General features: G+C 74.0%; 19 protein-coding genes. 10 read left to right on the top strand and 9 right to left on the bottom strand.

Features of this window, described 5'->3' with window-relative positions:
- Nucleotides 1–111: 111 nt before the first annotated feature.
- Both F7P10_RS06765 and F7P10_RS06760 read right to left on the bottom strand, forming a co-directional pair.
- The gene (locus tag F7P10_RS06765; protein WP_151008561.1) at nucleotides 112–2,046 is read right to left on the bottom strand and encodes a hypothetical protein; all 1,935 of its coding nucleotides are present in this window, start codon (nucleotides 2,044–2,046) and stop codon (nucleotides 112–114) included.
- Nucleotides 2,047–2,259: 213 nt separating this feature from the next.
- Nucleotides 2,260–2,844, bottom strand: a complete 585-nt coding sequence (locus F7P10_RS06760; RefSeq protein ID WP_254716458.1) for a YbhB/YbcL family Raf kinase inhibitor-like protein — start codon at nucleotides 2,842–2,844, stop codon at nucleotides 2,260–2,262.
- A gap of 378 nt (nucleotides 2,845–3,222) precedes the next feature.
- On the opposite strand from F7P10_RS06760, the gene F7P10_RS06755 reads away from it, so the two are divergent.
- Nucleotides 3,223–4,605 (top strand): NAD(P)/FAD-dependent oxidoreductase, encoded by a 1,383-nt coding sequence (locus F7P10_RS06755; protein WP_151008560.1) that lies wholly within the window; start codon nucleotides 3,223–3,225, stop codon nucleotides 4,603–4,605.
- 93 nt (nucleotides 4,606–4,698) lie between these two features.
- On the opposite strand, the gene F7P10_RS06750 is transcribed toward F7P10_RS06755, so the two are convergent.
- Both F7P10_RS06750 and F7P10_RS06745 read right to left on the bottom strand, forming a co-directional pair.
- Entirely contained in the window at nucleotides 4,699–5,508 is an 810-nt protein-coding gene (locus F7P10_RS06750; protein WP_151008559.1) for an ABC transporter permease, read from the bottom strand.
- On the bottom strand, nucleotides 5,505–6,509 hold the full coding sequence (locus F7P10_RS06745; RefSeq protein WP_151008558.1) for an ATP-binding cassette domain-containing protein: 1,005 nt from the start codon (nucleotides 6,507–6,509) through the stop codon (nucleotides 5,505–5,507). The genes F7P10_RS06750 and F7P10_RS06745 overlap by 4 nt, the downstream gene beginning before the upstream one ends.
- Before the next feature lie 225 nt (nucleotides 6,510–6,734).
- On the opposite strand from F7P10_RS06745, the gene F7P10_RS06740 reads away from it, so the two are divergent.
- Nucleotides 6,735–7,295 (top strand): PH domain-containing protein, encoded by a 561-nt coding sequence (locus F7P10_RS06740; protein WP_151008557.1) that lies wholly within the window; start codon nucleotides 6,735–6,737, stop codon nucleotides 7,293–7,295.
- Between the two features lie 71 nt (nucleotides 7,296–7,366).
- A complete protein-coding gene (locus F7P10_RS06735; protein WP_151008556.1) occupies nucleotides 7,367–8,791 on the top strand; it encodes a PH domain-containing protein in 1,425 nt (474 codons plus the stop codon).
- 233 nt (nucleotides 8,792–9,024) lie between these two features.
- Here F7P10_RS06735 and sepH read toward each other — a convergent pair whose 3' ends face one another.
- On the bottom strand, nucleotides 9,025–10,884 hold the full coding sequence (gene sepH, locus F7P10_RS44010) for a septation protein SepH (protein ID WP_254716457.1): 1,860 nt from the start codon (nucleotides 10,882–10,884) through the stop codon (nucleotides 9,025–9,027).
- A gap of 441 nt (nucleotides 10,885–11,325) precedes the next feature.
- Between sepH and F7P10_RS06725 the strand changes: the two genes are divergently transcribed.
- Nucleotides 11,326–12,369: a hypothetical protein gene (locus F7P10_RS06725; protein WP_151008555.1), complete on the top strand. Its 1,044-nt coding sequence runs from the start codon at nucleotides 11,326–11,328 to the stop codon at nucleotides 12,367–12,369.
- 13 nt (nucleotides 12,370–12,382) lie between these two features.
- On the opposite strand, the gene F7P10_RS06720 is transcribed toward F7P10_RS06725, so the two are convergent.
- Nucleotides 12,383–13,693, bottom strand: coding sequence for a D-arabinono-1,4-lactone oxidase (locus F7P10_RS06720; RefSeq protein WP_151008554.1), 1,311 nt, complete (start codon nucleotides 13,691–13,693; stop codon nucleotides 12,383–12,385).
- 280 nt (nucleotides 13,694–13,973) lie between these two features.
- On the opposite strand from F7P10_RS06720, the gene F7P10_RS06715 reads away from it, so the two are divergent.
- The 3 genes from F7P10_RS06715 to F7P10_RS06705 all read left to right on the top strand — a co-directional run bounded on the left by F7P10_RS06715 (nucleotide 13,974) and on the right by F7P10_RS06705 (nucleotide 17,033).
- Nucleotides 13,974–15,182, top strand: a complete 1,209-nt coding sequence (locus F7P10_RS06715) for a lytic transglycosylase domain-containing protein (RefSeq protein ID WP_151008553.1) — start codon at nucleotides 13,974–13,976, stop codon at nucleotides 15,180–15,182.
- Nucleotides 15,183–15,315: 133 nt separating this feature from the next.
- Nucleotides 15,316–16,227 (top strand): ferrochelatase, encoded by a 912-nt coding sequence (locus tag F7P10_RS06710; RefSeq protein ID WP_151008552.1) that lies wholly within the window; start codon nucleotides 15,316–15,318, stop codon nucleotides 16,225–16,227.
- Nucleotides 16,224–17,033 (top strand): inositol monophosphatase family protein, encoded by an 810-nt coding sequence (locus F7P10_RS06705; RefSeq protein ID WP_151008551.1) that lies wholly within the window; start codon nucleotides 16,224–16,226, stop codon nucleotides 17,031–17,033. The genes F7P10_RS06710 and F7P10_RS06705 overlap by 4 nt, the downstream gene beginning before the upstream one ends.
- A 258-nt stretch (nucleotides 17,034–17,291) precedes the next feature.
- Here F7P10_RS06705 and F7P10_RS42050 read toward each other — a convergent pair whose 3' ends face one another.
- Nucleotides 17,292–17,468 (bottom strand): hypothetical protein, encoded by a 177-nt coding sequence (locus F7P10_RS42050; protein ID WP_158079106.1) that lies wholly within the window; start codon nucleotides 17,466–17,468, stop codon nucleotides 17,292–17,294.
- Between the two features lie 211 nt (nucleotides 17,469–17,679).
- Here F7P10_RS42050 and F7P10_RS06700 point away from each other — a divergent pair, with 211 nt between their 5' ends.
- Together F7P10_RS06700 and F7P10_RS06695 are read left to right on the top strand one after the other, a co-directional pair.
- Nucleotides 17,680–18,333: a response regulator transcription factor gene (locus F7P10_RS06700; protein ID WP_151008550.1), complete on the top strand. Its 654-nt coding sequence runs from the start codon at nucleotides 17,680–17,682 to the stop codon at nucleotides 18,331–18,333.
- Complete coding sequence (locus tag F7P10_RS06695; protein WP_254716456.1) at nucleotides 18,330–19,613, top strand: HAMP domain-containing sensor histidine kinase; 1,284 nt, start codon at nucleotides 18,330–18,332, stop codon at nucleotides 19,611–19,613. Before F7P10_RS06700 ends, F7P10_RS06695 begins: the two co-directional genes overlap by 4 nt.
- Nucleotides 19,614–19,664: 51 nt before the next feature.
- Here F7P10_RS06695 and F7P10_RS45010 read toward each other — a convergent pair whose 3' ends face one another.
- A complete protein-coding gene (locus F7P10_RS45010; protein ID WP_151008549.1) occupies nucleotides 19,665–22,511 on the bottom strand; it encodes an ABC transporter substrate-binding protein in 2,847 nt (948 codons plus the stop codon).
- Between the two features lie 55 nt (nucleotides 22,512–22,566).
- Entirely contained in the window at nucleotides 22,567–24,306 is a 1,740-nt protein-coding gene (locus F7P10_RS06685) for a serine/threonine-protein kinase (RefSeq protein ID WP_151008548.1), read from the bottom strand.
- A 521-nt stretch (nucleotides 24,307–24,827) separates the two neighbouring features.
- On the opposite strand from F7P10_RS06685, the gene F7P10_RS06680 reads away from it, so the two are divergent.
- Nucleotides 24,828–25,121, top strand: coding sequence for a DUF4193 domain-containing protein (locus F7P10_RS06680; RefSeq protein WP_026400666.1), 294 nt, complete (start codon nucleotides 24,828–24,830; stop codon nucleotides 25,119–25,121).
- Nucleotides 25,122–25,136 lie beyond the last annotated feature (15 nt).

Raw genomic sequence — 25,136 nt, 5'->3', positions numbered from 1 at the left:
GCACGGCATCCGGTACGTCCGGAATGCGTGGTCGGTGCACCGTGAGCGGGAACGCGAAGGGCCGCCGGACGGATCGTCCGGCGGCCCTTCGCGTGCGGGCGGGGCCCGCGATCAGCGGCGGTAGTCGCGGTGGTTCTCCCAGTCGTCCCCGGGGTACCCGCCCTGTCGGCCGAAGCCGGGGTCGTAGGCCTGGGTGGAGTTCGGGTCGCCGCCCTGCGCGCCCGGGTCGTGCGGTGCGGACAGCGGCTCGTTCCCGCTGTAGCTGTTTCCGCTGAAGTCGCCGTAGGCCCCGGCGCCGCCGGACCCCTGCTCCCCGCCGTAGGCGTCGCGCCCGCCGCTCAGCGGGTCGTCGTAGCGGTTGCCCTCGCCGTACGGCGAGGCGGGCGGGTAGCCCTCGTTCTGCCCGCCCTGCGGGTAGCCGCCGGTGTTGCCGAGGCCGCCGCCGGGCGACCAGGGACCGGTCGACTGGCCCGAGCCGCCGCCGGGGCCGGTGGAGCCGCCGTAGGAGCCGGTGGCGAGCGGATCGCTGAGCGGGTCGCCCATGGACCCGCCGTAGGACGAGCCGCCCGAGTCGGCCGGCGGCGGCCCGGCCGAACGCTGCCGGTCGCTCTGGATGCGCTGGAGCAGTTCGTCGACCGTCGGGAGCTTGTGGTTGTCGGTGTCGGGCCCCGGGCCGCCGTGCGCCGCGGGAGCGGACGGTGCGGCGGGCGTCGGCGGCGCGACGGGCGGTGGCACCGGGGGCGCGGGCGGCGGGGTGGGCGGCGCCGCCGCGGGCTCGTCGGTGCGGCCCAGCGGCAGGCCCAGCGGGTCGGACGGCGGCGGCGCGGGCGGGCCCTGGTTCGGGCCGGTCGAGCCGGGACCGGCCGGACCCGGACCGGACGCGCCCAGCGGCATGTCGAAGGCGTCCGGACGTCCGGGCGGCGGGGACGCGGGCGTCGGGCGGCCGCCGGAGCCGAGCGGGTCGCCGCCGTACGGCTGCTGCGGCTGCTCGGGGACGCCGTACGGGGACTGCTCCGGCGGCATGCCGGGCTGCTCGTGCCCGCCGTAGGGCTGCCGGCCGGGCTGGTCGCCGCCGTACTGGTCGCCGCCGTACTGGTCGCCGCCGTACTGGGGCTGCTGCTCCGGGCCGCCGTAGGACGGCTCGGCCGCCCCGTACGCGGGCTGGGCGTCCTGCCCGCCGTAGACGTGCTGGTCGGGCGCGCCGGGCCCGAACGGGGAGTGCCCGGGGCCGCCCTGCCCGCCGGGGCCGGCCAGGTCGGCGGGGACCGGGTCGAGCGCGGTCGCGCCCGGGTCGCCGCCGAACGGGGAGCCGCCCTGGAAGCCGCCGGGGGCGTGCTGCGGGCCGGTCGGGGCGGGCCGCCCGCCGGACTGGCCGGGGCCGCCGGGCCCGTGCGGTCCCTGGTTCTGCGGGCCCGGGCCGCCGAAACCGCCGTCGTTGCCCAGCGTGACCGTCTGGTTCATCCCGTGTTCGGGGACCTGCGGGTCGTGGTGCTGCGGATCCTGCTCGGCGTACTGGTCGCCGTACTGGTCCGCGTACTGGTCCCCGTACTGATCACCGTATTGGTCGCCGTATTGGTCGCCGTACTGGTCGTCGCCGCCCTGCGCGTGCATCGGGTCGGCGTGCTCGCCCTCGGGACGCTGCCCCTCCTGGTTGTGCTGCCAGGGGAACTTGGGCTTGTCGAAGGTGATCGTCGCCCAGTAGTCGTCGTCCTCCATCTCGTCGGAGGCCTGGCCGGAGGGCGGGGGAGCCGGCGGGCCCTGCTGGCCGGGGGGCGCGGCGAGCGGGCCCGCGCCCGCGCCCGCGACGCGGCGGTCGGGGCCGGGAGCGGGCGCACCGTAACCGCCGTCGTCGTAGCCGTAGTCGTCCGGCCCGTTCATGTCGTCGTGCTGCGCGGCGCCGCGGCGTCCGCGCGGCTGCGGCTGCTCGTCGTCCATCCAGTCGTCGTCGTCGCGACCCGCCTTGCTCGCCCGCAGACCCAAGACCACGAGGACGACGACGAGGACGACGACCACCAAGAGGCCGAAGACCACGATTGTTGAAGTCATGCCACCACCCAATGCCTTGGCCCGGCGGACGCGGCCGGCGCGGACGCGTGGTCCGTCCCGATCGCCGCCGGCAGCCGGCCGTCCTCGGAGCCGGTCCGATTCTGTCCGACCGCTATGACCGTTGTCACACCCTTAGTGCTCATAGACACCCTCACACGGACCGCACCGATCGGTCGAACCCGCCGATCCCCGACCCGCCGCAAGGCTCCACGGTCAACGCGCCCGCTCGCCGCCGAAGTTCCCGGTGATCCGGCCCCGGCCGACCGTGTGCTCGGCGATCGCGCCGAGCGACTCGTCCAGCGACGCGCCCTCCTCGAACGGCGCCTCGCTGTCGAGCGCGTAGATGGTGAACCGGAACAGGTGCCGCTCCCCGCGGGGAGGGCACGGCGGTGCGTAGCCCACCTTGTCTCCCGTGGTCACTCCCTCGACGGCGTTGTCCAGCCTGGCGCCCTCGACGATCTCGTGCGTGGTTCCGTCGATGCCCGCGATCACCCAGTGGACGTAGGCGCCCTCGGCGTCCTGGTCGTCCACGACGATCGCGAACGAGCGGGTTCCGGCGGGCGCCCCCGACCACAGGAGCGGCGGGGTCTTCCCCTGCCCGCCAGGGTACGTCGTGCAGCCGTACCGTGTGGGCAAGTCGCCGCCATCGCGGAACACCGGGCTCGTCACGGTGAACCACTCCGACAGTTCGGCGCTCTCCCGCTCGGGGCCGCCGATCAGCCCGCAGCCGCCCAGCGTGCCCGCGAGCGCCAGCGCGGCCGCCGCGGCCGGTATCGGACGCCGTCTTCTGCTCATCATCGATACGCTCCCGCGCGAGATCGTGCGGCGCTCCGCCGGTACTCCTTCGGCCCGGCCGGACGCCCCGCGCGGCGGCGCCCCCTTCCCTTCCCTCGTCCGCCCCAACCTTAGGGGTTCGGCGGTCATGGGTCGGGACTTTCCCGCCGCGAGGCGGAGGCGCCGGGAGGACGCGCGGATGTGAGGTGCGTCATGCGTGCTTCATGCCCGATCGGGCAAAATCAGGCGAAGGAGTGGTGAAGTTCACAGCCCTTACAGGGCTCTACTTTGCCATTTCGGGAAGTTCGGCACTTCTTTCATGGTTCCTGGTTGGTGCAAGGAGGATTCATCGAGTAGTTTGTGAATGTCTTCACAAGCCGACCGTGACATTGGAGGGCCGCAATGGCCAGGACCGCCGAGGAGACCCCTGGCGCTCCCCACATCCTCATCGTGGGTGGCGGCTATGTGGGCATGTACACCGCGCTGCGCCTGCAGAAGAAGCTCCGCAAGGAGCTCAAGCGGGGTGAGGTCAAGGTCACCATCGTTGACCCCAACTCGTACATGACGTACCAGCCGTTCCTTCCCGAAGCCGCCGCGGGCAACATCTCGCCGCGGCACGTCGTCGTCCCGCTGCGCCGCGTCCTGCCGAAGTGCACCGTGCGCAAGGCCCGGGTGACCGAGCTCAACCACGACGCGGGCTGGGCGATCGTCCAGCCGCTTGCGGGGCCCCCGGAGCGGATCTCCTACGACTACCTGGTCATGGCGGCGGGCGCGGTGCCGCGGCTGCTGCCGATCCCCGGCCTGGCCGAGCACGGGATCAGCCTCAAGACGGTCGGCGAGGCCATCCACCTTCGCAACCACGTGCTCGAGCAGCTGGAGATCGCCGAGTCGACCGACGACGTCGAGCTGCGCCGCAAGGCGCTGACGTTCGTCTTCGTCGGCGGCGGGTTCGCCGGCGTCGAGGCGGTCGCCGAGCTCGAGGACATGACGCGCGACGCCACCAAGTACATGCGCAAGGTCACCCCGGAGGACCTGCGCTTCGTCCTCGTCGAGGCCGCCGACCGCATCCTGCCGGAGGTCGGCCCGGACATGGGCAAGTGGACGGCCGAGCAGCTGCGCGGCCGCGGCATCGACGTGAAGATGAAGACGTTCCTGCAGTCGGCCGAGGACGAGATCATCGAGCTCTCGGACGGCAGCCGGTTCCCCGCCGGGACCCTCGTCTGGAACGCGGGCGTCAAGCCGTCGCCGGTCGTCCGCAGCGGCGACCTGCCGGTGGACGAGCGCGGCCGCGTCAAGGGCACCGAGTACCTCACCATCGAGGGCCTGGTCCGGGCGTTCACCGCCGGTGACAACGCCGCCATCCCGGACCTGGCGCAGGAGGGGCAGTTCTGCCCGCCGAACGCCCAGCACGCGGTGCGCCAGGCGAAGCTGCTCGGCGACAACATCGTCCGCTCGCTGCGCGGCAAGACGCTCAAGCCGTACGCGCACAACAACCTCGGCGCCGTCGCCGGCCTCGGCCTGCACAAGGGCGTCGCGAACCCGATGGGCTTCAAGCTCAAGGGCTGGCCGGCGTGGTTCTTCCACCGCAGCTACCACGGCGCAATGGTCCCGACCTTCAACCGCAAGATCCGCGTCATCGCGGACTGGACGCTCGCGCTGTTCCTCAAGCGCGAGACCGTCTCGCTCGCGACGGTCGAGCAGCCGCGCGCGGACTTCATCCTCGCCGCGCTCGACGACGAGAAGATCCGCGAAGCCAAGGCCAAGGCCAAGGAGAACGCCGCATAGCGCGGCGCGCCCGCAAAGCCGGACGCCCCGGCGGTCGATCGACCGCCGGGGCGTCCGGCTTTCCGCGCCGTCGGGGCGCGGTGCGAGCGCGGTTCAGGCGCGCTTCTTGAAGGCGTACAGGGAGAGCGGGGCGAACACCAGCGAAAAGCCGACGCCCCAGACCAGGGCGATCCAGGCGTGCTCGAGGACGGGGCCGCCGACCAGCAGGCCGCGCATCGCCTCGACGAGCTGGGTCACCGGGCTGTTGTCCATGAAGAACGCCAGCGGGCCGGGGATGCCCTCGGTCGTCGGGATGAACGCGGTGCTCAGGAAGCTCAGCGGGAAGATCACCACGAACCCGAAGATCTGCACCTTCTCCGGCTCGTTCACCATCATCGCGATGAAGACCGACACCCACGAGAACAGCACCGCGAAGGCCAGCAGCAGGAAGAACGCAGTGACCAGTGCGAGCACGTTCGTCTCGAGCCGGAAGCCGATCGCGAAGCCGACCAGCAGCAGGATCGCCATCGACCACGCCTGCTTGGCGGTGTCGGCGATGATCCGCCCCGCGAGCGGGGACAGCCGCGAGATCGGCAGGCTCCGGAAGCGGTCGAAGACGCCCTTGGTGATGTCGGTGTTCAGTCCGAACCCGGTGCTCATCCCGGCGAACAGGGCGTTCTGCGCGATGATGCCGGGGATGACCACGGGCAGGTACGCCTCGACGCTGCCGGCCATCGCCGGGCCGAACACGTAGGCGAACAGCAGCACGAACATGATGGGCTGGATGGACAGGTCCAGCAGCTCCATCGGGTTGTGCTTGATCTGCACGAGGTTGCGCCACGCCAGCGTGGCGACGTTGCGGGCGCCGGTGCCCGGCGAGACCCGCTTCGCCACCGGCTGCGGGGTGAGGGTCGCCGTGCTCATCGGGAGGCCCCTTCCTTCTCCACGGCCCGGTCGCCGTCGGCGGCGTCCTCCGGAGCCTCGGCTTCGACTTCTTCCGTGTGGTGGCCGGTGAGGGCGAAGAACACCTCGTCCAGGCTCGACTTGCGCAGCGACATCTCGCCGACCGTGACGCCCTCCTCGTCGAGGCGGCGCACCACCGCGGTCATCAGACCCGGGTCGGTGATCGGCGCGGCCACGAGGCCGTCCCTGAACTCCGGCGCGGTGTCGGCCAGCTCGCCGACGATCCGCCCGACGGCCTCGGCGTCGGTCTCCTTGATCGGCCGGACCTCGAGCACCTGCCCGCCGACCTGCGCCTTCAGCATGTCGGACGTGCCGTGCGCGATCACCGTGCCGCGGTCGATCACGATGATGTCGTCGGCGAGCTGGTCGGCCTCCTCCAGGTACTGCGTGGTGAGCAGCACGGTGACGCCGTCGTCGGTCAGGCCGCGGACGATGTCCCACAGGCCGTTGCGGCTGCGCGGGTCGAGGCCGGTGGTCGGCTCGTCCAGGAACAGGATCTGCGGCCGCCCGACCAGGCTCGCCGCCAGGTCGAGGCGGCGGCGCATCCCGCCCGAGTAGGTCTTGGCGGCCCGCTCGGCCGCGTCGGTGAGCTGGAACCGGTCGAGCAGCTCCGCCGCGCGGGCCTTGGAGTCCCGCCGCGACATGCCGAGCAGCCGGGCGATCAGCACCAGGTTCTCGGTGCCGGTGAGCATCTCGTCGACCCCGGCGTACTGGCCGGTCAGCCCGATCAGCTGGCGGACCTTGTGCGCCTCCCGGACGACGTCGAAGCCGCCGACCCGGGCGCTGCCCTCCGTGGGCTCGATCAGCGTGGCGAGGATGCGCGTGGTGGTGGTCTTGCCGGCGCCGTTGGGCCCCAGCACGCCCAGCACCGTCCCGGCCTGGGCGGTCAGCGAGACGCCCGACAGCGCCTGCGTATCACCGAATCGCTTCACCAGGCCCTCGGCCTGGATCGCGTGGGACATGAGATCTCCTAGGAATCTTGGTGTGCCGGACCGGGTGCATCCCGCCGCCGGGGACAGGCCAACCTACGGCCGGGCCCGAGCCGGATGCATCCGATTTATCGCCGCCCAACGCCGGCCCGCGGCGCTCCGTTCAGCGTCGCACCCGCCTCTGACAGAACGCTGACGCGGCGCTGATTGCTCCCGCGGGTCCGCACCCCGGCGTGTCGCGCCCTCTAGACTCGCCGTGTGACGTCGGTGCGGCGCGACCTGCACGGGGACGGCGGGCGGTCGCGCCCGCCGCGGTTGCGGCCGCCCGCGCACCGCGTCTCTCCCCGCGCGATCGCCCACTGGGCGATCGAGTACCTGCTGCTGTGGGGCCTGGCGTTCGGCCTCTCCCTCGGTGTGGCGGCCTGGCTGGGCGACACCGAGGCCGACTGGCTCCCCGGCTGGCTCGCCGACCGCGTCGGCGCCCTGCCCTGGCTCGTGGGCGGGGCCGGGCTGCTGATGGTGACGGTCGCGCCCGTCTGGCGCTACCGCGTGCACCGCTGGGAGGTCAGCGCCGACGTCGTCTACACCCGCACCGGCTGGTTCAGCCGCGAATGGCTGCTCGTGCCGGTGAGCCGCATCCAGACCGTCGACACCGAGCAGGGCTGGATCGAGCGCATGCTCGGCCTGGCCACGATCGAGGTCAACACCGCGTCCCATACCGGCTCCTCCCAGGTCTCCGGCCTCCCCGCGGGCGTCGCGACCCGGCTGGCCGGCGACCTGGCCCACCGGGCCCACGACCTCCGCGACGACGCCACGTGACGCCCGCCGGGACACCTGACGAAGCGAGAACCCCACGCACCTCCGACTCCCCGGACGGCCCGGACTCATCGGTGCCCGGCGAAGAAGGTCCGCGGCGCCTGCACCCGCTGACGTTCGTGGTCGGCGCCGTCCGCGAGCTGGTCGCCCTGCTCGCGGCCGGGGCGACCGGACTCGTCGTGGGCGGGCTGTCCACGGCCTTCTACTTCACCCTCGTGGGCCTCGGGCTCGGCCTGGTGTTCCACGTCGCGAGCTGGGCGACGTTCACGTACGCGCTGCGGGACGACCGCATCGAGCTCCGCCGGACACTGATCGGGCGGTCGGTCAAGACGATCCCGCGCGACCGCATCCGGGGCGTGGACGTCAGCACGTCCCTGCCGCACCGAACGCTGGGGCTCGCGGTCGTCCACGTCGACGCGGGGTCGGAGGGCGGCGAGGCGTCGCTGAACGCGGTCTCGCGGCCGGAGGCGGACCGGCTGCGCCGGGTCCTGCTGGCCCGGACGGACGGCGAGCCGGACCGCGAGGCCCCGCCCCGGCGCGTCCTGGCCCGGATGCGGCGCCGCTGGTACGTGTACGCCCCGCTGAGCGGCGCCTACCTGCTCACCCCGTTCGCGCTGGCCGGCAGCCTCCTCGGGACGCTGTACAACCTCGGCGACGACCTGGGGCTGATCACGCGGGAGCGGGTCGAGACCGTGGGGCACGAGGTGGTGGGGCTGCCGCCGGCGGCCGTGGTCGCGCTCGCCGTGCTGGCGCTGTTCACGCTGCCGGTCATGTCGGTGCTCGCGTTCAGCCTGTTCAACTGGGACTTCACGGTCGAGGAGCGGGACGGCTCGATCGTCGCCGAGCGCGGGCTGGCCACGCGGCGGAGCGTGTCGCTGGAGCGCCGCAGGCTGCGCGGCGTGGAACTGGCCGACAACCCCCTCGAGCGGCTCGGCGGCGTCCGGCGGCTCGGCGCGCTGGTGACGGGCCTCGGGGACGCCGCGCACCGGGGCCGGCTGATGCCCGCCGCGCCCCGCCCGGTCGCCGAGGAACTGGCCGCGCGGGTCGTCGGGGCCGTGCCCGGCCCGCTGCGCCCGCACCCGCGCGCGGCGCGCGGCCGCCGGGTGGTGCGGGCGGTCGCCCCGCCGGGCGCCGTCGGCCTGCTGGCGCTCGCGGCGGGCCGCCCGTGGATCGCGGGCGCGTGCGCCGTCCTGGTGCTGCTCGCCGTGCCCCTCGGCCTCGACCGGTACCGCCAGCTCGGGCACGCCACCGACGGCGGGCGGCTGAGCGTCCGGTCGGGGTCGCTGAAGCGGCGGCAGGTCGTGGTGGAGCACGGCGCGATCGTCGGCTGGCGCTTCCGCCGCACCCTGTTCCAGCGCCGCTTGGGCCTGGCGACGCTGGACGTCGCGGTGGGCGCGGGCGACGGCGGCTACCCGGCGATCGACATGGCCGAGCGGGACGCGGTCGCGCTCGCCGCCGAGATCACCCCCGACTGGGTGCGCCCCTTCCTGGAGAAGTGAGCGTCGCCGGACCGCCCGTGGCCCGGACGCGTGCCGGTGCCCTCAGGCCGCGCACGAGGGTGTCGACGCGCTGCCGGGGGCCGCGAGTGCCGCCGGCGGCGGTCGCCGTCCACATCGTCCTCTGGGGCGCGCCCGGAGCCCTTGCCGTGAGCGTCACCCCGCGCTTCCGCGCATCGAGTGCGGCGATGAGGCGGCCGAAGGGTGCCGGGCGCGCTCCTCTTGCGGGAGGGGCGTCACTCGGGGCGCCGTGCTCCGAACATGATCTCGTCCCAGGACGGCACGGACGCCCGCTTGCCCTTGGACTTGCGCCGTGCGCGCGCCGGACGCTGCTGTGCCGGGGACGAATCGGCAGCGGCGGCGGCCGGAGGGGGCCCGGTGACGGGCTTGTCCTGGGCGGCGGGCATGGTCGGGCGCGCGGCGGGCTTCTTCTTCGCGGGCGGGCGCGCGGGCTCGCGGCGCGGCGGCCGCTGCGGCGCGGCGGGCTGCGCCTGCTCGCGAGGCGCCTGTTCGCGGGGCGCCTGTTCGCGGGGCGCGGCGGGCTGCTCGCGCGGTGCGGCGGGCTTCGGCCGCTCGGGCCGGGCCCGGTCGTCCGGGGCGGGCTCGCCGCGCGGCTCGGCCGCCGCCACGTCCGCGGCCGCCGCCTCGGGCTCGTCCTCGTCCTCGACCTCGTCCTCGATCTCGGCGGCGGCGTCAGCCTGCCCCTCCGGCTCGTCGTGCGCCTCCGGCTCCGCGTGCTCCTCCGGCTCGTCGGCCGGACGGGCGTCGGCGTCCGCGTCGTCCCCGTGCGGCCGGACGGGTGCGGCGGCCTCGGCGGCCTCGGCGGGCCCGTCGCCGGCCTCGGCCGGTTCCTCCGCGGCGGCCTCATCCTCGGCGTCCTCGGCCTCGGCGTCCTCGGCCTCGGCCGTCGTGTCGGCCCCGGCGGTGTCCGGGTGCTCGTCGTCGCCCTCGTCCGCGCTCTCCTCCCGGAGGTCCCGGTCCTCCGGCGCCTCCGGTTCCGTCTCCGCGAGGGACGCGGCGGACGCGGCGGGCACCGGCTCGCCGGCCTCGGTCTCGTCCGCGGCGGCTCCGGCGGACGCCCGCTCGCCGTGCGGCTCCTCGTCGCGCTCGGCCTCCGGCCCGGCGGGGGCGGGTTCCGCCTGCAGGTCGAGTTCCTCGAGGGACGGTTCGGGGGCGCGCCGCCACGGGGCCCCGCTCGCCGGCGCTTCGGCGTCGTCGAACGGCCGGATGGGCTCGCGGTCGGCGGCGATCTCGCGGGGGCGCCCGGGCTGCTGCCGGGACGGGAAGGCGGGGCGGGGGTCGATGATCCGGCCGCGCTCGACGATGTACTCGCGCGGCTCGGCGGCGCGCAGCGGCGGCTCGGAGGCGCGCTCGAGGGGCGGCTCCGCCTCGGTCGGCAGCCCGCGCCCGAGGTCGCGCGGCCCGACCTCGCGGCCCGCGTCGCGGCCGTCCGAGACGACCTTCATCGCGGGACGGCGCGGCACCAGCGGGGTGACGGTGTCGGAGAGCTCGTCGTCGTCCCAGTCGACGGCGGTGAGCCGGGCGGCGATCTCGTCCAGCGGGGAGACGTTCCGGCGGCGCGGGTCGAACGCCCACTCGGCGGCGTGCGGGCGGCCGTTGTCGAAGAAGGACAGGCGGACGCGCCAGGTGCCGTCGTCGCACTTCCAGGCGTCCCATTCGACGTCCTCGAGGTCGACGCCGCCGCGGCCGAGGCGCTCCTCCACGGTCTCGCCGAGGGGCGGGCCGGGCGTGGACTCGCCGGGCCGCCGGACGGTGACGCGCTGCGCCTGCTGGGCCATGTACTCGCGTTCCTGCAGGACCGGGCCCTCGAACCAGCGGACGCGCTCCACCGGGATGCCGGCGGACTCGGCGATCTCCTCCGCGGTCTCGCCGGACCTGATGCGGGCCTGGATCTCCTTGGGACGCAAGGGACTCTCCACTTCGATCTCGAACTGGCCGAGGCGGGAGAAGTGCCCACGGACCGCGGCGCGGACGCGGTCGTCGACGGGCAGGGTGAACCGGGTGCCTCGGCCCGCGGTGGCCAGGACGAGGTACGTACCGTCCTCGCTGACCGCGACGAGGCGCAGCTCCTGCATGCGTGTCCTTCCTGCCCTGTCCTGACGGCACGGAGGGCGCCGAACCGGTCGGCCGGTGCGGAACGCGTCGCCGCTCCCCGCACCGCTCGGCCGTCCGTTGCCCGCCGAGGGCGCATGCGTGCCCTTCCCCCGGGTTCCCGAGTCTCTCTTTCGGACACACCTGCTGCCAGCACCGTACCCGGCATGTCCGAACATCGCCGCTCTCGAAGCCCCCTCCACGTCGCGGAAGAGGGCGCCTGACCAAGCTTGCCGGTGCCCGGGTGCGGCCGGAGGCGCTCTGTCTGAATCTTGAGGAACCTTTTCCCCACTGTGCCGCACGGGGACGCCCGTCTCCACCCGGTTCGGGTAGCGAGCGTCACGTTGACGGTCGGAACACCGTGATCGTCCGGTTAGTTTCGATTCCGGACAACTTGGGGGATTCAACGGGGGTGAATCGGGGTAATGCGCCGCAAGCTTCCCGATCTGAGCACGACGCAGGTGATCGCGAGCGGCGTCGCCACGGCCGTCGCCGCGATCGGCGCGTCCTTCCTGGGCGTGTACGGGACGGTCATCGGCACCGCGCTGATGAGCGTCATCTCGACCGCGGGCGCGGCCGTCTGCAAGCACTACCTGGATCGGGGACGCGACCAGATCAGGGACATGTCCCACGTGCAGGGCGCCGCGCGGCGCCGGGAGGCGGCCGACGACGCGGGCGAGGAGGCGACGAGCGCCGACCCGACGCGCACGATGGTCTGGCCCGCGGGCACCGACCCGTCCCGCACGATGGTCTCGCCGCCGGGCGGCGACCCGAGCGCGACCCGGCTGGACGGTGGCCTCGGCGACCCGAACGCCACCCGGCTGGACTCGCCGCCCGGTGATCCGAGCGCCACGCGCGCGGACCCGTCCCGGACGGTCGCCGGCGCGCTCGCCGCGGAGGCCGGGGAGGACGCGCGGCGGCGGGTCGCGCGGCGGACCGCGCTCGACGAGACGCTGGCGTGGGCGAAGCAGAACTGGGCGAAACTCGCGGCGTCGTCCGCGGTCGTGTTCGCGGTGGTGCTCGGCGGGATCACGATCTACGAGGCCACGACGGGCGCCCCGCTCGGCGGCAGCGGCGGCGGCCTTACGGTCACGAAGGTCCTCGGCGGCGGGGACGGCGGTTCGGGCGGCACCGTCGAGGAGACCCCGACGGACGCGCCGACCGGGGACGGGCACGGCACGGCGCCCGCCGAGTCCCCCGGGGAGAGCCCGACGGGCGAGGCGTCCACCGGCACCCCCGACGGGCCGGGCGACGGCTCCGGGGCGACCCCGACCGGCGACGCGACGACCGGACCGTCCGGTGGCGGCGGCGACCCGACCGGCGAGCCCACGGACGGGCCCACCGGGGAGCGGCCCACGACGTCCGGCCCGGAGGCGCCCGGCACGCCCGCGCCGACCGGTTCGTCCGGCGGTGGGCAGGAGCAGCAGGGCGGGACGGACGTGCAGCAGCGGGGCGACACCGCGGACTGACCGGCCCCCGGACTCAGTCGCCGAAGACGCGCCTGGTGTAGGCGTTGGCGAAGCGGCGGTCGGGGTCGAGTTCGTCGCGCAGCGCCCGGAAGTCCGCGTACCTGGGGTAGGCCTTCTCCAGGTACGCGGCGTCCCGGGTGTGGAGCTTGCCCCAGTGCGGGCGCCCGCCGACCGCCGTCAGGACGTCCTCGACGCCGCGGAAGTAGTCCTCGTGGGCGTCGCGGTGGTAGACGTGGACGGCGATGAACGCGGTGCGGCGGCCGTGGGCCATCGACAGCCAGGCGTCCTCGGGCGGGAGCAGCCGCACCTCGATCGGGAAGCCGATCCGCCAGTCGTGCCGGGCGAACAGGGAGCGGATCTCCCGCAGCGCCGGAACGAGTTCCTCGCGGGGGATCGCGTACTCCTGCTCCTTGAAGCGGACGGTCCGCGGGCTGGTGAACACCTTGTAGGACGTGTCGGTGTACGTGCGCGCGCCCAGGGCCTTCGCGGAGATCCCGTTCGCGAACGGGGTCGCGGCGGGCACGGCGTGGGTCAGCCGGTTGACGGCTCCGAAGACGGTGTTGGAAAGGAACCGGTCGTCCAGCCAGTACTTGAACGCCGACAGGGGCTCGGCGGGGCCCTCCACGCGGTTGTTCCGCTTGGTGAGGCAGCCCTCGGTGTGCGGGAACCAGTAGAACTCGAAGTGCTCGTTCGCCTCGTCGAACTCGTCGATCCGCGCCAGGACCTCGTCCCACTTCATCGGCTCTTCCCGCGCGCGCAGGAGGAAGGCCGGGACGGTCCGCCAGGTGACGGCGGTGACGATGCCGAGCGCGCCGAGGCCCGCGCGGGCGGCGTCGAACAGGTCGGGACGCTCGTCCCGCGAGCAGGTCACGGTCGTCCCGTCGGCGAGGACCAGCTCCAGCGCGGCGATCTGGGAGACGAGCCCGGCGGCCTCCCGGCCGGTGCCGTGCGTGGCGGTCTGGATCGCCCCGGCCACGGTCTGCTCCTGGATGTCGCCCATGTTGGCGAGGGCGAGGCCGTGCTCGTCCAGCAGCCGGTTCAGCCGGTGCAGCGGCAGGCCCGCCTCGACGGTGACGAGTCCGCTCCCGGTGTCGACCGCACGGACCGCGGTGAGGCCGGACGGGCGCAGGAGCACGTCCTCGGCGACGGCCGCGCCGGTGAAGGAGTGTCCGCTCCCGGTCATCCGGACGGTGCGGCCCTCCCCGGCGGCCGTCCGGACGGCGTCGGCGACCTCGTCGGCGGTCCGCGGCGTCGCGACGCGGTGCGGGCGGGCCTGCTGGTTTCCGGCCCAGTTCCGCCACGTTTGGTTGCTCACGGGTGACATGCGGCGACTCTACTCGGCCATCGATCGCGAGGAAAGTTCATGTTTGCTTCCGGGACGGCCGTCCACGAAGGACCCTCGCCGGGACGGAAGCGGCGATACCGTACGATCCGGTAACCACGATCCGGTGACCGTGGACACGGCCGCCGCGCGGCAAGCCGGGCCCTCCGATGAACATCCGCGACATCACCTCCTTGTTGGGGGTATGTCCGGGCAAGAAGTGCGCAGACGTGTAACCGACCGCTAGCGACGCTCGTTGGGAAATGTTGTGGCTCCTCCATCCGTGACACGCCCGCCGAAGCGCAGGCCGGAGAAGAAGAAGCGGGACCGCGCGGGGAAGCGGCCCCCGGCACGGGCGCTCCGCGGCCTTCCACTGATCATCGCGGGAATCGCGGTCCTGGCCGCCGGCACCACGTCCGGCGGCGTGTACGCGGCCCTGACGGCGTCCGAGAGCGACGCGGGGGACACGGGTGGCGGCGACACCGGCGGGCGCCCGGTCGCCCCGCCGAACGCGGACCGCGGCGCGCCGGTGACGGTGGCCGACGGCGGCGACGTCGCACCGCTGCGCCGGGTCGTCCCCCCGGACGTCCTGGCGGTCGGCACGGCCACGATCCCGGCCGCGAAGATCCGCCGGCTGTCGAAGCTCAAGCGGGTCGGGGAGGTCACGGCGGTCGCGGGCGGCGCGATCCAGCTGCAGAACCGCGCGGTCAACGCGCTGGCCGTCGACCCGTCGGCGTTCCGCTCCTGGACGCCGCCCGGCACCGCCAAGAACACGGCGCTGTGGACGGCGCTGGCCGGCGACCAGTTCGTCACCACCCCGGACGTCGCCGAGCAGCTCCGGCTCAACCGCGGCACCCGGTACCCGATCGTCGGCCGGACGATGCCGAGCCTCGTGCTGGGCGGCTCGGGCGAACTCGGGCTGCCCGGCGTCGACATGCTGGTCAGCGAGAAGGCCGGGACGGACATGGGCCTCGTCCCGAACGTCGCGGTGCTGGTGAACGCGCCGGGCGTGGACCCGGCCACGACCGTCAAGGCGGTCGAGCAGATCCTCGGCGGCGGCGTGAAGATCGTGAACCTGCGCGCGAGCGAGTACCAGACGTCCGGAAGCGGGCGGGCGACGAGCTATCTCGACCTCTACAAGCAGGCCGCGACCACCTGCCCCGGCCTGTCCTGGACGGTCCTCGCCGCGATCGGGCAGGTCGAGAGCAGCCACGGCCGCAACGTCGGACCGTCCAGCGCGGGCGCCCTCGGCCCCATGCAGTTCATGCCCGCCACCTGGAAGGCCTACGGGGTGGACGGTGACGGCGACGGCAAGGCCGACATCATGAACCCCTACGACGCCATCCCCGGCGCCGCGAAGTACCTGTGCGCCAACGGCGCGGGACGGGGCGGGCAGCAGCTCTACAGGGCCGTCTGGCACTACAACCACGCCGACTGGTACGTGCAGAAGGTGCTGAACCTCGCCAAGGCGTACCAGGCCCAGTACTCCTGACCCGTGCGGGCCGTGCCGTCCGTGCCGTCCGTGCCGTCCGTGCGGGCCGTGCCGTCCGATCGGGCCGTGTGGCCTTGACGACACGTGCCCCCGGCCGAACCGGCCACCGCGAAGCGGCTGGTTGGATGGAGGCATGACGTCGTACGACGCTTTGCTGCTGCTCTCGTTCGGCGGGCCCGAGGGGCCCGACGACGTGATCCCGTTCCTCGAGAACGTGACCCGCGGGCGCGACGTCCCCCGCGAGCGCCTGGAGGAGGTGGGCGAGCATTACCACCTCTTCGGCGGGGTCAGCCCGATCAACCGGCTCTGCCGCGAGCTGAAGGCCGCGATCGAGGCCGACTTCGCGGCCCACGGCGTCGACCTCCCGGTCTACTGGGGCAACCGCAACTGGACCCCGTACCTGGCCGACACCGTCCGCCGGATGAAGGACGACGGCGTCCGGAGGGCCGCGGCGTTCGTCACGTCCGCCTACAGCGGCTTCTCCACCAACGACCAGTACATCGAGGACATCGCGCGCGCGCGGGAAGAAGTGGCGGGCGCGCCCGAGATCGACAAGCTGCCCGTCTACTGGGACCGTTCCGGCTTCCTCGGCCCGTTCACGGACGCCGCGATCAGCGCCCTGAGCGACCTCCCGGACGACGCGCGCCTCGTCTTCACCGCGCACAGCGTGCCCCTGGCGCAGCCCAACCGCGAGCAGTACGTCGCGGAACTCGAGGAGGCCGCCCGCCGCGTCGCCGCGGAGGCCGCGCCCGGACGGCCGTGGGACCTCGTCTACCAGAGCCGCAGCGGCCCGCCGTCCCAGCCGTGGCTGGAGCCGCAGATCACCGACCACCTGGCGGCCCTGCACGGCGAGGGCGTCCGCGCCGTCGCGGCCGTCCCGATCGGGTTCGTCTCCGACCACATGGAGGTCAAGTTCGACCTCGACGTCGAGGCGGCCGATCTCGCCGCCGAACTCGGGATGGCGTTCGCGCGGGCCGCCACGCCCGGCTCCGACCCCCGCTTCGCCGCCCTGCCCCGCGAACTGCTGAACGGAGCCCCCGCATGAGCCTGCCCGGCGAACTCCTCGACCTGGCCGTCGCGACCGCCCGCGAGGCCGGCCGGATGCTGGTCGACAAGCGCCCGGCGGACGGACCGGACGTCGTGCAGACCAAGTCGAGCCCGACCGACGTCGTCACCCAGATGGACCGCGCCGCCGAACAGCTGATCATCGAGCGGATCCGCGCGGCCCGCCCGGACGACGCCTTCCTCGGCGAGGAGGGCGGCGACCGCGCCGGCGGCAGCGGCGTCCGCTGGGTGATCGACCCGATCGACGGCACCGTCAACTACCTGTACGACCTGCCCGACTGGGCGGTCAGCATCGCCGTCGAGGTGGACGGGCGCGCCGTCGCCGGGGCCGTCGAGATGCCGCGCCGCGGCGAGACCTACACCGCCGCCCGCGGCGCCGGCGCGCTCCTGCACACCGCCTCCGGTACCCGCGAACTCCGCGTGAACGCCGGCGTCCCGCTGGACCGGGCCCTCGTCGCCACCGGCTTCGGCTACGCCGCGGCCCGCCGGGCCCGCCAGGCCGACGTCCTCACCGGCGTCCTCCCGCACGTCCGCGACATCCGCCGCGGCGGCTCCTGCTGCGTGGACCTGTGCTCCCTCGCCGCCGGCCGCCTCGACGCCTACTACGAGCGCGGCGTGCAGGCCTGGGACATCGCCGCCGGCGCCCTCATCGTGCAGGAGGCGGGCGGCCGCGTCGAGGGACTGCACGGCGTCGTCCCCGGCCCCGAGTTCACGATCGCGGCGGCCCCGGACGTCTTCGACGACCTCCACGACCTCCTGGTCCCGCTGGACCCCATCCGCGACTGACCCGGAACCGGCTCCCCGCATGCCGAGTTGACGATTCGGCCTCGACGGGGATCGCTCGCATGACGGCCGCCACGGCAGTGACCCCGGCCGTCGGCGCGCTTCGCGCGGCCGTAGGCGCCCGGCGCCGGAGGTCGCGCGAAGCGCGGAGCCGGGCGACCGGAGCGTGCGTACGAACTTCGCAGGAACACGACGTCCTGCACCAGCACGCGAGGATCGCCCGGCGACTGACGGGGGTTCCAGGGGGTCGTCCCCCTGGGATCAATCGCAGCGGGGCGGTTCGATGCCGATGTCGTGGTTCGCTGCGATCCGGCGCAGTTCGCTGATCTCCTCCCGGCGGATGTCCGCCAGGTAGGTGTCCCCATCTGCGTGGGCGCTCCGCAGCGACGCGTACGCGTCGTCGAGCCGCTGCTGGATAGTGCGCGTCAACTCGCCCATGAGCCTCCTCCCGGATCCTGCCCATCCCTACCCACACGTACGCTTGAGGCAAACCTGTTCGCCGATGCAATTTTCGCGGATTGTTGCGTACGTGGCCCGGCGGTCTCTTGAACGCCTGCTTACGGGGGTCTTACGGCTCGCATGGCATATCTGTGACGTCGGGCGGCCACGCGTTGCGCGTGCCGGCGCGTCCGGACCGGAGGGGGAACGAGTGCGTGTTCTAGTCGTCGAGGACGAGCGGGTGCTCGCCGACGCGATCGCCACCGGCCTGCGCAGGGACGCGCTGGCCGTGGACGTGGCCTACGACGGCGCCGGGGCGCTGGAGCGGGCGGGCGTGAACGACTACGACGTGATCGTGCTGGACCGCGACCTGCCGAAGATCCACGGCGACGACGTCTGCAAGCAGCTCGTCGCGCAGCGGTATCCCGCGCGGATCATCATGCTGACGGCGGCGGGCGAGCTGGACGACCGGGTGGAGGGGCTGTCGATCGGCGCCGACGACTACCTGGCGAAGCCGTTCGCGTTCGCGGAGCTGATCGCGCGGGTGCGGGCGCTCGGCCGCCGCGCGGCGGCGCCGCTGCCGCCGGTGCTGGAGCGGTCGGGCGTCAGCCTGGACCCGGGCCGCCGGGAGGTGGCGCGGGACGGCCGGCAGATCGACCTGACGCGCAAGGAGTTCGCGGTCCTCGAGGTGCTGCTGAGCGCGGACGGCGCCGTCGTCAGCTCCGAGCAACTCCTGGAGAAGGCGTGGGACGAGCACATCGACCCGTTCACGAACGTGGTGCGGGTCACGATGATGACGTTGCGCAAGAAGCTCGGCGACCCGCCGGTCATCGAGACGGTTCCGGGCGTGGGGTACCGGCTGTGACGGCGGCACCGGAGCCTCAGGACCCGAAGGAGCACGGGCCGACCGACACGCAGCCGAACTCGGTCGCCGGGGGGCGCCGCACCGGCCCGTGGCGGCGCCCGGGGCCCCAGCAGGTTCCGGCGCCGGGCCCGCAGGGCGTGTGGCGCGCGCAGGGCGACGGGTTCGGCGCGGCGAAGGCGCTGCCGAGCCGGATGAGCGTGCGGCTGCGGCTGACGCTGCTGTACGGGCTGCTGTTCTTCATGGCCGGGGCGCTGCTGCTGTTCGTGGTGGCCGTCCTGGTGGCGAACATCCTCAGCAACGTCCAGGTCATCGGGCTCGGGATCGTCACCCAGGAGCAGGCGGAGGCGCTGCAGCGCCAGTTCGTCGAGCAGACGATGCAGCAGCTCGTCGGACGGTCGCTGGTGGCGCTCGCGGGCGTCGGGATCATCACCCTCGTGCTCGGCTGGTTCGTCGCCGACCGGGCGCTCAGCCCCCTGCAGCGGGTGACCGCGACGGCGCGCCGGCTGTCGGAGAGCACCCTGCACGAGCGGATCGCGCTGAAGGGCCCCGAGGACGAGATCAAGGAGCTCGCCGACACCTTCGACGCGATGCTGGAGCGGCTCGGCGAGGCGTTCGACTCGCAGCGGCGGTTCGTCGCGAACGCCTCGCACGAGCTGCGCACGCCACTGGCGATCAACCGGACGCTGCTGGAGGTCGCGCTCGGCGACCCGGAGGTCTCGGACGATCTGCGCACCGTCGGACGGACGCTGCTGGCGACGAACGCGCGGCACGAGCGGCTCATCGAGGGGCTGTTGCTGCTGGCCCGCAGCGAGCGGGAGCTGACCACCCGGTCGCCGGTGGATCTCGCGGACGTGGCGTCGGCCGTCCTGGAGCACTCGGGACGGCGCGAGCACGACAACGAGGTCGCGGTGCACCGGGAGCTGACGTCCGGGGTCGCGCTCGGCGACCCGGTCCTGCTGGAGCACCTGGTGTCGAACCTGGTGGAGAACGCGATCAAGCACAACGAGGACGACGGCGGGCTGTGGATCCGCACCGGGCTGCTGGACGGCTACGCGACCGTCCAGGTCGAGAACACCGGCCCGGTGGTGCCCGCGTACGAGGTGGAGCGGCTGTTCGAGCCGTTCCGGCGGCTGAACGCCGACCGCGTCGAGTCGGCCAAGGGCGCGGGCCTCGGCCTGTCGATCGTGCGCTCGGTGGTGCTGGCGCACCGCGGCGCCGTGTACGCGGCGCCGCGCCCCGGGGGCGGCCTGATCGTCACCGTACGGCTGCCTCCGGGCTGACCCGCCCTCCGGCCCGAACCGTGCCTCCCCGGCCTCCCCGGCCTCCCCGGCCTACTTCCGGGCCGCGGTCGCGAGCGTCGGGTCGCCGTCGTAGTCCATCTCGAGGTTCACGTACTCGTCGCTCACGAGCGCCGCGCGTCCCTCGTTGGTCACCGGGATGAGGGCCATGTCGTCCAGCGCCAGCTTCTCGGCCTCCTTGTACAGGCGCGTGCGCTCCTGGCCGGAGGCGGTGCGGACGGCCTGCCCCATCACCTCGTCGAACCGGTCGTTCTTCCACCCGGACAGGTTGTTGTAGTCGTTGTCGCCGGTCGCCACGAGCGTCCCGCCCAGCAGCGGCCACAGCATCGTGTAGGGGCTCGCGTAGTCCGGGCCCCAGGCGAACAGGGCCAGCCCGGACGCGTCGTCGCCCACCAGGCCCTCGCGGAACTCGGTGTACTCGGTGATGGGCGTCGCCTTCAGCTCGATCTTCCAGCCGAGCACCGACTCCAGCCGCGCCCTGATCGCCTCGGCGAGCTTCCGCTCGTCCGGCGAGGTCCGGTACGACAGCCGGACCGTCGTCCCCGTCCCGAGGTCGGCGTCGGCGGCGAGCTGCTTGGCCCGCTCGGCGTTCGCGGCGTCGCAGGACGCGCACACGCCGGGCCGCCCGTAGCCGGGGAGCGTCCGCGGGACCAGGCCGTGCGCGGGCAGGTCGGCGCCGCCGGTGAGCCGGGCGAGCGCCTCGCGGTCCAGCGCGTACGACACCGCGAGCCGCGCCTCCCGCGACTCCATCGGCCCGCGCGCCGTGAGCGGGACCAGCATCCTGACGAACGGGGCGGGCCCGGACACGAAGGACGGGTCGTCGCTCACGGAACCGAGGTTCTCCACACCGGTGAGGTGGCTCCAGCCGACGTCCTCGGTCTGGAACATGCCGCGGGCCAGGTTGCCGTCGGCGACCATGCGGATCTCGACGCGGTCCAGCTTGGTCTCGCCGAAGGCCCAGGCCTCGTTGCGGACGAGCACGACCTGCTTCCCCCGGTCGTGGCTCTCCAGCCGGAACGGCCCGTTCCCGACCGGGCGCTGGTTGAACGCGTCGTCGTCCGGTTCCCCGGCGGACGGCGGCAGGGGCGCGAAGACGGGCTCCGCGAGGCGCGCGGGGAAGTCGCAGTTGGGCGAGGAGAGCCGCACCGACAGGCCGTTCGGCGTCACCTTGACCCCGGAGAACGCGTCCGCGGTGCCGTCCGCGACGGCGTCGAACCCCTCGATGTCGGCCATCAGGTACGGCCCGGCGCCCTCCGGCGTGCCCGCGGCGCGGACCCATCCGCGGGAGAACGCCTCCCCGTCGACCGGTTGCCCGTCGCTGAACTTCGTCCCGTCCCGCAGGACGATGTGCCACTCCCGGCAGCTCTCCTCCGGCCGGATCTCGGTCGCGAGCATGTTGCGGATCCGGCCGTCGGTGCCGACCGCGGTCAGGCCGGTGTAGAGCTGCTTGCCCAGGAACCGCTCGGTGCCGCTGTAGCTGTGCGACGGGTCGATCCGGCCCTCGGAGCCCACCAGGGCGGGCGCGGTCATCGACAGCGTGCCGCCCAGCTGCCCGGCGGGCGGATCGGGGTCCTCGTCACCGCCCGCCCGCACCAGGACCACGGTGCCGACCAGCACCAGCGCGACGAGCGCGGCGCCGCCCGCGCCCGCGAGCACGCGCATCCGGGGCCGGCCGCCCCGCCCCCGGGACGGCTCGGTGAACTCGCCGCCCGGACCGGACGGGCTCGCCGGCCGGCCCGGCCACGTGCCGCCGGGCCCCGGCCGTCCGGGCTGCGGGCCCGCCGCAAGAGGGTGCCGGCCCGGCCAGCCGGCGGGCGCCCCCGCGCCTCCCGGAACGGCCGGGAGGTGCGGGCCCGGGCCGGGCGCGGGCAGCGCCGGAAGCGCCGACCCCGGGTGGCCGGGCGCGGACGAGCCGGGGGGCGGGGTGGGCGATCCCGGGTGGGCGGACGCGCCCGGCGGGGGAATCGGCGCCGCGCGGAGCCGCGCCGACTCCGCGGCCGCCGTCTCGGCGCCCCTGGTGAGCATCTCGGCCTCGCCCGTCACCGGGGCCGCGCCCGGTCGCCGCAGGCTGCCCGCGAGGCTCAGCAGGTGCGCCAGGACCTGCTGGGACGCGGGCCGCAGCGCCGGGTTCTTGGCCAGGCACGCCAGCACCAGCCCGCGCAGCGGCTCCTGCAGCCCGCCGAGGTCGGGCGGGAGGTTCAGGATGCGGTTCATCACCGCGGGGATGGAGTCCTGCCCGAAGGCGGTCCGGCCGTTCGCCGCGTACGCCATCGTCGCGCCCCACGACCAGACGTCCGCCGCGGGCCCCACCTGGTTGCCGGAGATCTGCTCGGGCGACATGTAGGCGGGGGTGCCGACGGCGACGCTGGACATCGTCCCGGTGGCGTCCAGCGCCCGCGCGATCCCGAAGTCGATCACGCGCGGGCCGTCCGGCGCGAGCAGCACGTTGCCGGGCTTGAAGTCGCGGTGCACGACCCCGGCCTGGTGGATGGCGGCCAGCGCCGTCATCGTGCCGATCGCCAGCCGGTCCAGGTCGGCGCCGCGGCGCGGGCCCTCGTCGGCGAGCACCGCCGACAGCGACGGGCCGTCGATGAACTCGCTGACGATGTAGGGCCGGTCGCCCTCGACGTCGGAGTCCAGGACGCGCGCGGTGCAGAACTGCGAGACCCGCTTGGCCACCGCGACCTCGGCGGCGAACCGGGAGCGGGCCTTCGGGTCGCCGCTGAACCGGGCGTGCAGCAGCTTGACCGCGACCGCGCCGCCGTCCCCGTCCGCGCCGAGGAACACCGCGCCCTGCCCGCCCTCCCCGAGCAGCCCGGTGAGCCGGTAGGGACCCAGGTGCTCCGGATCGCCCGGACGGAGGGGCGCGGCCTCGGGCATGTGGCGTCCTTCCGGGGGCAGGGCGGCGTCCTTTTCTCGCGACTTTACGCGATCATCACTTGGACACGGTGCCGTACGCGGCCGCGCTGGTCGCCGATTGGGTCTGGCGCCACTCCCACCGCGCCGTGTCCTCGTCGGAGAGGGTGAAGGTGACGTATCCCGGCGCGCAGTCGTCCTTCTCCTGCCCGGACATCGGGGTCTCCTGGTACTCGACCTTGCTGCCGTCCTGGCTCAGCAGCTTGAGCCGGGTGAAGCAGGTCGGGTGCGAGGACCCGTAGGTGTACCGGGCGGTGCCGCTCGTGTAGATCAGCGCGAACTGCACCGTGAAGTTGCGGCCGTCGGCGTCCGCCGCGGGCTGCGTGCCGGTGCCCTTCCACACCCCGACGAGCCCCTCGCGGGCACCCGGCGACGTCGTCCGCGTCGGTTCGTCGGTCGGCGTGTACGGGTCCTGCGACGTCGGCGCCGTGACCGGCGGGTCGTAGTCGTCCTCGGAGCTGGCGGCGACCGCGATGAACACGACCACCACGATCAGGATCACCGCGAGGACGCCGCAGCCGATCGCGATGATCGGTCCCGCGTTCGACTTCTGCCTGCCGAACGGCTGCCCCGGCTGCACTCCGGCGGGGCCGGGCATCGGCGGCCGCGGCGGTCCGGGCGGCTGCATCCCGTGCTGCATCCCCGGACCGGGCTGCGCTTGGGGACCGGGCGGCATCCCGCCCTGGTACATCGGCATCGGCGGCGGCGTGATCGGCTGCGGCGGGGGCGTGGCCGGCCCCTGCGGGCCGCCGTGCATGCCGCCCTGCCCGCCGTGCATGCCGCCCGGCATCCCGCCCTGGTGCATCGGCATCGGCGGGGGAGTGATCTGCTGCTGCGGCTGCCGCGCCGGCGGCACCGGCGGCGGCGCCGGGAGCTGCGAGGCGATCCGGGTGCCCTGGTCGAGCAGGTCCGCCTCGCCCGTCCCGGACGGCGCCGCGCCGACGTGCCCGAGCAGGTTCAGCAGCAGCTGCGGGGCGGACGGCCGCAGGCCCGCGTCCTTGTTCAGGCAGCGGCCCACGAGGTCGCGGAGCGGACCGGCGGGCAGCGCCGACAGGTCCGGGTCCTCGTTGAGGATCCGGTTGATGATGACCGGCAGCGTGTCGGCCTCGAACGGCGACTGGCCGGTCGCGGCGAACACCATCGTCGCGCCCCACGCGAAGATGTCGACCGCGGGCGTGAGGGCGGCGCCGGTCAGCTGCTCGGGCGCCAGGTAGCCGGGGGTGCCGACGACCATGCCGGTCGCGGTGACGGCGCTCTCCTGCGAGTTGACCGTCCGGGCGATGCCGAAGTCGACGACGCGCGGGCCGTCCGCCGCCAGCATGACGTTGTTGGGCTTGAAGTCGCGGTGCACGATCTCGGCCTCGTGGATGGCCGCCAGCGCCGTCGCCGTGCCGATCGCGAGCCGCTCCAGGTCGGCGGCGTTGCGCGGGCCCTCGTGCGCGACGACGTCGTGCAGGGACGGGCCGTCGATGAACTCGCTGACCACGTACGGCTGGTCGCCGTGGACGTCGGCCTCCAGCACGCGCGCCGTACAGAACGGCTCGACGCGCTGCGCGGCCGACACCTCGCGGACGAACCGGGCACGCGCGGACGGGTCGTTCGCCGTCTGCGCGTGCAGCAGCTTCACGGCGACGTGCCCGCCGCCCGGTGCCCTGCCCAGGAAGACCGCGCCCTGCCCACCGGCGCCCAGCCGCCCGATGACCTCGTACTGTCCCAGCGCCCGGGGATCGCCTGGCTCCAGCGGAGCGGCATCCGGCATCTGACCCTCCCGTGACCCGCGGTGTCGTTCCGCGATATTGTGCGCCGGACCCGGCCGCGAGGTCACCTCACGGCGGTGCCGGACGCCCCTGCGCGGGGGTCCGCCCCCTGCCTCCGAGCGGGCACCATATCGCGTTACTTCTGACGTTTCACCGGCCCGTCCGGTTCAGTCCGCGGGCGGCCGTTCCCGGACGGCGCGGCGCGCCGCGGCCGGTCGGTGCGCGCGGGGCCCCGGAGACCGATATGATCCCCGCCGCCGCCGGATCCCGGTGGTCGTCCGACGGCACGGAGAAGCGGAAGCTCGCCGTGCCGAGGCCGCCCGCCGGGCATGTGATGGAAGACACATCACGAGGAAGAGAACTCGGGTGATCGGTGTCACTCGTGGGAACGGTCGCGCCTCGTGTGTCGTACGTCACCAACCGTGACAGAATTTCCCGCCCGGATCGGGCACAAGAACGGTCCCCCGAGCGTTAGTTCCGCGCGACGGGGCGCATAAAGCACTGAGGGGGATGGAGATAGAAGATGGCGACCGACTACGACAGCCCGCGCAAGACAGACGACGACATCAACGAGGACAGCCTCCAGGAGCTCCAGGCCCGTCGCGCCGACAAGGCCGCGAGCATCATCGACGAGGACCTCGACGCCGGTGAGGTCGCCGACCTGCCGGGCGCGGACCTGTCGAACGAGGAGCTCACGTTCCGTGTCGTGCCGCGGCAGGCGGACGAGTTCACCTGCACCCGCTGCTTCCTGGTGCACCACCGCAGCCAGCTGGCCAAGGAGAAGAACGGCCAGCCCATCTGCCGCGAGTGCGCCTGACCCGGGGGCGGGCCG

The organism is Actinomadura sp. WMMB 499 (assembly GCF_008824145.1).
Taxonomy (GTDB): domain Bacteria; phylum Actinomycetota; class Actinomycetes; order Streptosporangiales; family Streptosporangiaceae; genus Spirillospora.
Note: the sequence above shows the minus strand (reverse complement) of the source record. Positions and strands in the feature narration are given on the sequence as shown.

What these genes read in the sequence shown, in the direction of transcription:
- F7P10_RS06725 (WP_151008555.1), top strand. Translation starts at nt 11,326, where the DNA reads ATGCGCCGCAAGCTTCCCGATCTGAGCACGACGCAGGTGATCGCGAGC.
- F7P10_RS06745 (WP_151008558.1), bottom strand. Translation starts at nt 6,509, where the DNA reads ATGTCCCACGCGATCCAGGCCGAGGGCCTGGTGAAGCGATTCGGTGAT.
- F7P10_RS45010 (WP_151008549.1), bottom strand. Translation starts at nt 22,511, where the DNA reads ATGCCCGAGGCCGCGCCCCTCCGTCCGGGCGATCCGGAGCACCTGGGT.
- F7P10_RS06755 (WP_151008560.1), top strand. Translation starts at nt 3,223, where the DNA reads ATGGCCAGGACCGCCGAGGAGACCCCTGGCGCTCCCCACATCCTCATC.
- F7P10_RS06705 (WP_151008551.1), top strand. Translation starts at nt 16,224, where the DNA reads ATGAGCCTGCCCGGCGAACTCCTCGACCTGGCCGTCGCGACCGCCCGC.
- F7P10_RS06750 (WP_151008559.1), bottom strand. Translation starts at nt 5,508, where the DNA reads ATGAGCACGGCGACCCTCACCCCGCAGCCGGTGGCGAAGCGGGTCTCG.
- F7P10_RS06760 (WP_254716458.1), bottom strand. Translation starts at nt 2,844, where the DNA reads ATGATGAGCAGAAGACGGCGTCCGATACCGGCCGCGGCGGCCGCGCTG.
- F7P10_RS06680 (WP_026400666.1), top strand. Translation starts at nt 24,828, where the DNA reads ATGGCGACCGACTACGACAGCCCGCGCAAGACAGACGACGACATCAAC.
- F7P10_RS06710 (WP_151008552.1), top strand. Translation starts at nt 15,316, where the DNA reads ATGACGTCGTACGACGCTTTGCTGCTGCTCTCGTTCGGCGGGCCCGAG.
- F7P10_RS06765 (WP_151008561.1), bottom strand. Translation starts at nt 2,046, where the DNA reads ATGACTTCAACAATCGTGGTCTTCGGCCTCTTGGTGGTCGTCGTCCTC.
- F7P10_RS42050 (WP_158079106.1), bottom strand. Translation starts at nt 17,468, where the DNA reads ATGGGCGAGTTGACGCGCACTATCCAGCAGCGGCTCGACGACGCGTAC.
- F7P10_RS06720 (WP_151008554.1), bottom strand. Translation starts at nt 13,693, where the DNA reads ATGTCACCCGTGAGCAACCAAACGTGGCGGAACTGGGCCGGAAACCAG.
- F7P10_RS06685 (WP_151008548.1), bottom strand. Translation starts at nt 24,306, where the DNA reads ATGCCGGATGCCGCTCCGCTGGAGCCAGGCGATCCCCGGGCGCTGGGA.
- sepH (WP_254716457.1), bottom strand. Translation starts at nt 10,884, where the DNA reads ATGCAGGAGCTGCGCCTCGTCGCGGTCAGCGAGGACGGTACGTACCTC.